The organism is Streptomyces cahuitamycinicus, assembly GCF_002891435.1.
Lineage (GTDB): Bacteria > Actinomycetota > Actinomycetes > Streptomycetales > Streptomycetaceae > Streptomyces > Streptomyces cahuitamycinicus.
In genome coordinates this window covers 1-8,435 of the sequence record NZ_POUC01000356.1, presented here as the reverse complement: position 1 = coordinate 8,435, position 8,435 = coordinate 1, and the positions used below count along the sequence as shown (strand labels likewise).

Annotated in this window: 6 protein-coding genes and 1 pseudogene; 5 read left to right on the top strand and 2 right to left on the bottom strand. The window is 68.4% G+C overall.

What is annotated here, in order from left to right:
- Positions 1-843: 843 nt before the first annotated feature.
- The gene (locus C1J00_RS32840; protein WP_102912622.1) at positions 844-1,902 is read right to left on the bottom strand and encodes a lytic polysaccharide monooxygenase auxiliary activity family 9 protein; all 1,059 of its coding nucleotides are present in this window, start codon (positions 1,900-1,902) and stop codon (positions 844-846) included.
- Positions 1,903-2,662: 760 nt separating this feature from the next.
- On the opposite strand from C1J00_RS32840, the gene C1J00_RS32835 reads away from it, so the two are divergent.
- The gene (locus tag C1J00_RS32835) at positions 2,663-3,073 is read left to right on the top strand and encodes an MmpS family transport accessory protein (protein WP_102912621.1); all 411 of its coding nucleotides are present in this window, start codon (positions 2,663-2,665) and stop codon (positions 3,071-3,073) included.
- A gap of 158 nt (positions 3,074-3,231) precedes the next feature.
- Here C1J00_RS32835 and C1J00_RS32830 read toward each other — a convergent pair whose 3' ends face one another.
- Entirely contained in the window at positions 3,232-4,224 is a 993-nt protein-coding gene (locus C1J00_RS32830) for an acetylxylan esterase (protein WP_102912620.1), read from the bottom strand.
- Between the two features lie 231 nt (positions 4,225-4,455).
- On the opposite strand from C1J00_RS32830, the gene C1J00_RS32825 reads away from it, so the two are divergent.
- The 4 genes and pseudogenes from C1J00_RS32825 to C1J00_RS48385 form a co-directional block, all read left to right on the top strand.
- Complete coding sequence (locus C1J00_RS32825) at positions 4,456-5,448, top strand: ABC transporter permease (RefSeq protein ID WP_102912619.1); 993 nt, start codon at positions 4,456-4,458, stop codon at positions 5,446-5,448.
- On the top strand, positions 5,442-6,314 hold the full coding sequence (locus C1J00_RS32820; RefSeq protein ID WP_102912618.1) for a carbohydrate ABC transporter permease: 873 nt from the start codon (positions 5,442-5,444) through the stop codon (positions 6,312-6,314). Before C1J00_RS32825 ends, C1J00_RS32820 begins: the two co-directional genes overlap by 7 nt.
- A gap of 56 nt (positions 6,315-6,370) precedes the next feature.
- The gene (locus C1J00_RS32815; protein ID WP_102912617.1) at positions 6,371-8,026 is read left to right on the top strand and encodes an ABC transporter substrate-binding protein; all 1,656 of its coding nucleotides are present in this window, start codon (positions 6,371-6,373) and stop codon (positions 8,024-8,026) included.
- 76 nt (positions 8,027-8,102) lie between these two features.
- Positions 8,103-8,435: pseudogene (locus C1J00_RS48385) on the top strand (hypothetical protein); the annotation flags it as partial.

Genomic DNA, 8,435 nt, shown 5'->3' with positions numbered 1-8,435 from the left:
GGCGGATCCACGCCGCACATGAGCGGCAGGGCACCCACACACAGAATCGCACACCTGGATAACGGCGACATATGGGGCGACCGACCTGGCTCGGTCAACGGCTCCGGCGGGTCGCGATCACACCCCGGCAGCCGGTACCGCTGTCCGGCCTCCGCCCCGGCCGACTCCACCAGCCGGAGCTCCGCCCCGTCCTCACTGCGCACGTACACCACCGCCAGCGCCACGCCCGCGAACGCCAGCAGCCGAGCACGCGCGGCCGGTTCCGGAGCGGGACGGGGCGGGCCGGTGCCCCCGTTCCCCGGCGCCCGAAGACCGGGGGCCGCGGCCCGGGCATCGCCGTAATGGGGCATGTCCGCATCCACCTCCCGTCCATGCCGCAGCCACCGGCAGGTGGGAGTCCCCGGAACTCAGGCGACGACGACGCGGGCACGGGACCGGCGGCGCGGGGTAGCGCCTCCCATGGCGGATCCACGCCGCACATGAGCGGCAGGGCACCCACACACAGAATCGCACACCTGGATAACGGCGACATATGGGGCGACCGACCTGGCTCGGTCAACGGCTCCGGCGGGTCGCGATCACACCCCCGCCATCGCCGGTCAGCCCTCGGGCATCGCCGGTCAGGCCTCGGATATTGCCGGTCAACCCTCGGACATCAACGGTCAGCCCTCGAAACGCCGCTCGCTCAAGGTGGCGCTCCCGGCTCCCTGGCCGGCGCGGTATCCGAGATCACCGCGTATGCGGTCCAGCCCCTGATGTTCGACCAGCATCGAGACCTGGTCATCGCGACAGCGGGCCCGGTCACCGGCCTCCCCGGTCACCGGACCCGCCCCTCCCGGCGCCTCAGCCCACCCGGCAGGGCAAGCTGTTCGCACTGTCTTCGCCCGGCCCGGAGACGACATACCCGAACGTCGTGCTCTTGCCCGGGGCCAGCGAGCCGTTCCAGTCGGCGTTGTGGACCATCACCGCCTGGCCGTTGTAGGTCGCGCTGCCGCTCCACAGGCTCTCGACCTTCTGGCCCGCGGGGAGCCTCCAGTCGACCATCCAGCCGAGCATCGGGACCGTGCCGGTGTTGGTGACGGTCACCTCGGACTGGTAGCCGCCGTTCCAGGTGCCCGTGGTCTTGCGGGTGGCCGTGCAGGTGCCGGGCACCGGCTCGGCCGGGTTGCCCGGCTCCTTGATGCCGGTCACCTCGCCGTTGCCGCCGTCGAAGACGACGTCGGAGCAGGAGTAGAAGGTCTCCTGGCTGTCGGAGCGCTGCCAGACCATGTAGATGATGTGGCGGCCCGACTTGCCCTCGGGGAGCTTGCCGTTCCAGGAGTAGTTGGCCTCGACCGTGCCCGGGGAGCCGTTCAGCGGCGGGTGGTCGACGCTCAGGAACGGCCGCTCCTCCATGTCGTTCCAGGTGAGCGTCTTCGTCGGGTCGAAGCCGTCCTTGGTGATGTAGACGTAGAACCAACCCGGGTGCGCCGCCCAGGCGTTGTACGAGAAGTCGACCGTCGCGCCCGAGGTGAGATGGGTGAGCGGCCAGTCCTTGCTGGGCGTGTTGAAGCCGGTGAAGTTGGTGTTGCCGCCGCTGCACAGCTCGCCGTCCGGTACGAAGCCCTTGGTGCGGCCGGCGCCGTCCGAGCGCAGCACCGAGAACCAGTTGTAGAACGGCGTGGTGCCGCTGACCTGCTGCGCACCCCGGCACGCGGGGTTCACCGGCTTGATCTCGCCGGTGTCGGTCAGCCCGTCCTGCCAGCACAGGAACGTGCGGCTGCCGGGCTTCATGGGTGTGCCGTGCGCCTCCGCCTCGCCCCCGGTCGTCATGACCAGGCCGATGGCCGGGACGGTGACGAGGAGGGAGAGGAGTACGAGGAAGAAGGCTCTGGCCCGGGCGGGGAGTGATGAGCGGGGCATCGTGGATCCTCCCGGCTTGCTTGTCAGGATCATGACAGCACCGTCCGTTCGTGGGGGTACGGACCTGCGGATGTGTGTGCGCCGGTGCGCGGGATGGGAGCGACTCGAAGGCGGGTTCCGGTCCACCCTTATGGGAGCGCTCCCACCCCGCATGGTGCGGAAGGTAGCGCCAGGCGGCACAGATGTAAACGGCTTGCGGCAGCCGGAAGGGCGCACCGGCCCGTTCGGATGAGAGCCACGCGCGCTCGCGCCGCGGTGCTCGCAGGCTGCGGACAAGGGTCCTTTCACTGTGCGCGAGCCGGACGGGCAGGGCGAAAGGACACCTGAGCACGGCCCGGCACGTGGAGAGCGGGAGGCGGTCATGACATGCGTGCCGAGTGAGGACGTCGAGTTCCACGACGCGATCAAGGAGGTCTTCCGCAGGTACCCGGACGCTCAGGGCAGGTACGCGCTGTCCAGCCTCGCTCTGGGGAACCGGAGAAAATCGACTTCAGCGAGAAGGCCGGAGTCTCCCGGGTCGACGGCGACAGCATCATCACCGAGTTCAAGGACCGGAAGTCGGTGGTCAGGACGCAGCGCTGCTTGAAGTGGAACTTCAACCACACCGAATGCCTGCACTGGGAAGAGGCGCTGGAGTAGGCAGAGGCGACGAGGTGACAGCCTCCCTGTCCGGCCAAGAAGCCGCCGTACAGGCGAAGTTGACTTTGCATTCCCTTTGGGGTTGGCTGCGGCTTCGGCCATCATGATCCGGGGGGATCCTTTGAACCGCACCATCCGCGCAGCCGTCTGCGCCGTCGCCGTCACCGGTCTCGCGTTCGGCCTCACTGCCTGCTCAGAGGCGGTCGACCAGGTCGACAAGGCCGTGGACGAGACGTACGAGGTCACCTACGAGGTCACGGGGAAGAACATCGACTCGATCGAATTCCACGGCGGCGGTGGCAAGGCCATGGAACCGAAGATCGAGTCGGTGTCGAAGCCCAAGCTGCCCTGGAAGAAGACGGTCACGCTGCGCGGGATCATGCCCGCGGCGGTCATGCCGGTCGCCGCGGACCCCGAGGGGGCCCAGGTCACCTGCAAGATCATCCACAAGGGCAAGGTGCTCGAGGAGCAGAGCGCCGACGGCCTGGTGACCGCCGGCGGCTGCACGGCGGAGTCCCCGATCACGGGATGAGCCGCGGCAGGACCGGCGGGATGGCGCAGCCCCTGGGCTGCGCCATCGGCGTCTGCCGGCATGACCGGCGCCGTCTCCCGCCCGCTTGAGCGAGCCCGGTCGCTCGGCTCCGGCTCACCACGAGGCAACGCACCCCAGCCGTCGCCCGCTGCTCACGATCATCCGCGCCGGCCGTCCAACACCGTTTCCAACCAGCCCAGTTGGCGCCGCACCTGCACCGCGTCACCCCCCTCGTGCCCGTTGAACGGATACGCGTGGATCTCCTTGCGCGGCTCCGTCCCCGTCAGCTCGGCATACCGGTTGAAGGCGGCGTACGTCCCGCTCGGCGGGCACACCGTGTCCCGCAGTCCCACCCCGAAATGAGCCGGAGCCTGCGCGCGGCGGGCGAAGGAGACGCCCTCGACGTAGGACAGGGTGCGGTACACGGCGTGCTCGGCGCCCCGGTGGACGGACAGGTACGCCGCGATCTCGCCGTACGGGCCCGCGTCGGTGAGGTCGAGGGCGCGGCGGATTCCGCACAGGAACGGGGCGGTGACCAGCACGGCGGCCAGGTCCGGGACGAGCCCCGCCACCGCCAGGGCCAGCCCTCCGCCCTGGCTGTTTCCGACCGCCACGGCCCGCGCCGGATCGACACCGGGCAGCCCCCGCACCGCCGCGACCGCGCGCACCGCGTCCGTGATCAGGCGCCGGTAGTGGTAGTCCGCGGCGGCGAGCAGCCCGCGCACCGCCGGGCCGGGCCCGCCCGGCGCGTGGGGATCGGGCGTGTCACCACCGCACCCGTACTGGTCGCCCTGGCCGCGGTTGTCCATGAGCAGATGCGCGTACCCGGCGTTGACCCAGGTGAGGCGTTCGTGGGGGAGCCCCCGGCCGCGCCCGTACCCGGCGAACTCGACGACGGCCGGCAGGAGTTCGCCGGCCCCGGCGGGCCGGCTGAACCACGCCCGCACCGGGTCGCCCGCGAAGCCCCGGAAGGTCACGTCCCAGGTCCGCGTCAGCCGCAGTCCCGTCTCCACCGGCCGCACCGACATTAGAGGGTCCGTCTGCCCCGCCTCCTTCAGCGTGCTCGTCCAGAACGCGTCGAAGTCGGCGGGCTCCTCGATGTCCGGGCGGTAGCGCTCCAGTTCCGTCAGGGGCAGGTCGAACGCGGGCACGGCGGCACCTCGCAGGAGTCGGTGGTCGTCCAGAAACTTGCGACGCGGAGAGGTCGGTCGACCCCTGTGGCCTACCCAGCTTCGACGGCGTTCCAACGCGTCTCAGGCGTCCCACCCGAGCGCGCGGTACCCATTGACAGCGCTTTCTTCTGCCCATAAGTTGCCGCGAAGTTACCGGTAGAAGCTCGAAAGTTTCGGTTCCGCGTCCCATGCCCACGGGAGGCCCGAGCAATGAGCACGTCCACCACATCGGCCCCGCCGGGCACCGAGGACCCGCCTCCGGCCCGGGCCGCGCCCCGCCGCGGCAGACGGGCGCCCGCCCGGACCGGCTGGCGGCGGGCGCTGCGCCGCGACTGGCAGTTGTACTCCCTGGCGATCCTGCCGCTGCTGTTCTTCCTGGTCTTCCGCTATCTGCCGATGATCGGCAACGTGATCGCCTTCCGGCGCTTCGAGCCCGGAGGGTCGATCTTCGGCGAGGAGTGGGTGGGGCTGCGCTATGTGCAGATGTTCCTCAACGACCCCACCTTCTGGCAGGTGTTCCGCAACACCCTGTGGGTCGGCGGGCTCACGCTGTTGTTCTGCTTCCCGGTCCCGATCGTGCTGGCGTTGCTGCTCAACGAGGTGCGCCGGCGCTCCCTGAAGCGGTTCGTGCAGTCGGTGTCGTACCTTCCGCACTTCCTGTCGATCGTGATCGTCGCGGGCATCACGATGCAGATGCTGGCCAGTGACGGGCCCGTCAACCACGTCATCGGCTGGCTGGGCCACGAACCGATCCGCTTCATCCAGGAACCCGAGTGGTTCCGCACGATCTACGTCGGCTCGGAGATCTGGCAGACCGCCGGCTGGGGCACGATCCTCTACCTCGCCGCGCTCACCACCATCGACGAGGACCTGTACGAGGCGGCGCGGATCGACGGCGCCAACCGCTGGCAGCAGATCTGGCACGTCACCCTGCCCGGCATCCGGCCCACCATGGTCACGCTGCTGATCCTCAACATCGGCACGTTCATGGCCGTCGGATTCGAGAAGGTCCTGCTGCTGTACAACCCGCTGACGTATCCGACCGCCGACGTGATCTCGACCTACGTCTACCGGTCCGGTGTGGAGTCCAACAGCTTCAGTTACGCCGCCGCCATCGGACTGTTCGAGGCGATCATCGGCCTGGTCCTCATCACCTCCGCCAACCAGCTCTCGCGTCGCACAGTGGGGACGAGCCTGTGGTGAAGCCGAGCCGTTCCTACCGGGTCTTCCAGGGCGTCAACGGGGTGATCCTCACCCTGGTCGTGCTGGTGACCCTGTATCCCTTCACCAACATCCTCGCGCGGTCCTTCAGCGGGGAGCGGCAGATCCGCGCCGGTGAGGTGACCCTGCTGCCGAAGGGGTTCAACCTCACCACGTACAAGATCGTGTTCCAGGACTCGATGTTCTGGCGGAACTACGGCAACACCGTGCTGTACACGGTCGTGGCGACGGTCGTGGCCATGGTCCTGACGACGTGTTACGCCTACGTGCTGTCCAAGAAGCACCTCAAGGGCCGGGGCGTGCTCGTCGGGATCGCCGTGTTCACCATGTTCTTCACCGGCGGTCTGATCCCGAACTACCTCCTGGTCACCAACCTCGGGCTGAAGAACAGCGTCTGGGCGATCGCGCTGCCGAACGCGATCAGCGTGTTCAACCTGCTGGTGATGAAGGCCTTCTTCGAGAACCTGCCGACGGAGCTGGAGGAGGCCGCCCAGATCGACGGCCTGAGCACCTACGGCGTCCTGCTCAGGATCGTGCTGCCGCTGTCCAAGGCGGTCGTGGCGACGATGGTGCTCTTCTACTCGGTGTCCTTCTGGAACTCCTGGTTCAGCGCCTTCCTCTACATGGACCGGACCGATCTGATGCCGGTCACCGTCTACCTCCGCAACCTCATCCAGGGCGCCACCGGCGGCGGCAACGCGGGCGCCGGCACCGAGCAGCTCAGCCAGGTCGGCGCGAACATCCAGTCGGTGACCATCGTGCTGACCGCCCTGCCGATCCTCTGCGTGTACCCGTTCGTCCAGCGCTACTTCGTCTCGGGCGTGATGCTCGGCGCGGTCAAGGGCTGACGCCGCCCACCCGGCTCGTCTACGGAACAACTCGCATACGGAACAAAGGAGTCTCCGTGCAGAACGCAGGACAGCTCTCGCGGCGCCAGATCCTCGCCGCCGCCGGATTCATCGGCCTCGCCACGGTCACCGGCTGCGGCAGCGGGGACGACGGCGGGGACGGCAAGGACCTGTCGAAGAAGCAGGACGGCGCCATGAAGAACTACCGGGCGGGACAGCAGTTCAAGGCGGCCAAGCCCCTGTCCTTCTCGGTGCTGCACAACAACAACCCGGTCTACCCCATGAAGGACGGCTGGCTGTTCTGGAAAGAGCTCAGCAAGCGCACCGGGGTGACCCTCAAGCCGATCGACGTCCCGCTCGCCGACTACGAGAAGAAGCGCAGCGTCCTCATCGGGGCCGGGGACGCCCCCTTCCTCATCCCGAAGACGTACCACCCCTCCGAGGTCGCCTTCGTCTCCTCGGGCGCCGTCCTCCCGGTCAGCGACTACGTCAAGCTGATGCCCAACTTCCGCGACAAGGTGCGCAAGTGGAAGCTGGAGCCCGAGCTCGACTCCATCCGCCAGTCCGACGGCAGGTACTACCTGCTGCCCGGCCTGCACGAGAAGGTCAAGTCCGGCTACTCGCTGTCCTTCCGCACGGACGTCCTCGACAAGCACGGCCTGGCCCTCCCCACCACCTGGGACGAGGTGTACGACGTCCTCAAGGCGCTCAAGGAGGAGTACCCCGGCAAGTACCCCTTCTCCGACCGCTGGAGCACCAACACCCCGTTCCCCTGCGGCGCCCTTTTCCTCTACCTCGGCCAGGCCTTCGGTGTCAGGGCCGGATGGGGGTACGACAACATCAGCTTCGACGACAAGGCGCAGCAGTTCGTCTTCACCGGCGCCCAGGACGGCTACCGCCAGATGGTCGAGTACCTGCGGAAGCTGGTCGCCGAGAAGCTCATGGACCCCGAGAGCTTCAGCCAGACCGACGACCAGGCGCTGCAGAAGCTGCTCGCCGAGAAGTCCTACGCGATGAGCGCCAACCCCCAGGTCCTGGTTCAGGACTACCGGTACAACCTCGAGAAGCAGGTCAAGGGCGCGAAGATCGAGATGGTTCCGGTGCCGCTCGGCCCCGCCGGCCCCGTGGTGCTGGGCGGCAGCCGGCTGGAGAACGGCGTGATGATCTCCAGCAAGGCGCTGAAGAGCGACAGCTTCGTCGCCATGATGCAGTTCGTGGACTGGCTCTGGTACTCGGACGAGGGCCAGCGGCTGGCCCGCTGGGGTGTCGAGGGCGTCACGTACACCCGCTCCGGAAGCCGGTACGAGCTGAAGTCCGGCATCAGTCTCATGGGTTCCGACCCGGACGCCCCGAAGGACATGCAGAAGGACTACGGCTTCTACAACGGCGTCTTCGCCTACGGCGGCAGCTGGGAACTCGTCTCCTCCATGTTCAGCCCGGACGAGAAGAAGTTCCAGGCCACCATGGCCCAGCGCCGGCAGCTCCCCGTCGCCCCGGCCCATCCCCTGCAGTCCTTCGAGCAGGAGCAGGCGACCCTCTGGGACACCCCGCTCAAGGACACCGTCATCCAGAACACCCTGCAGTTCGTCCTCGGCAAGCGCCCGCTGTCCCAGTGGGACGCCTACCTCGCCGAGCTGAAGTCGAAGAACATGCAGCAACTCGTCGACCTGCACAACAAGGCGTACGAGCGGTTCAGGAAGGAGAACGGGTGATCCGCGTCCCCGGCCCGCCCCGACGGGACGTAAGGGGTCCTTTCACTATGAGCGTCCGATCAGGTCGCGTGGTCTGGTGCCGTGCATCGCAAGGCGCCGGAGCGGCTGCGTGGCGGAGCCACGTGGACGTTTCGGCAACGCGGCGAGGTGCGGTGCCAGGCCGCGCGACCCGGACGGGCATAGTGAAAGGACCCCTAAGGCACCGGCCCGGCCGTGGGGCCGCGGCATGAGCACCGTACGCGCCTCCGGTTTCGGCACCGGACCCGTCTCCCGCGCCTGCGCCCTCATCCACACCCTGCTGACCGTCGAGGCGCTGCTCCTCCTCACCGCCTCCCCGGGGCTGGCCGCACTGCTGCTGCTCGGCCCCGACCCGGCGAACCTCCCCCTCGCGGCCCCGTGCCTGCTGCCC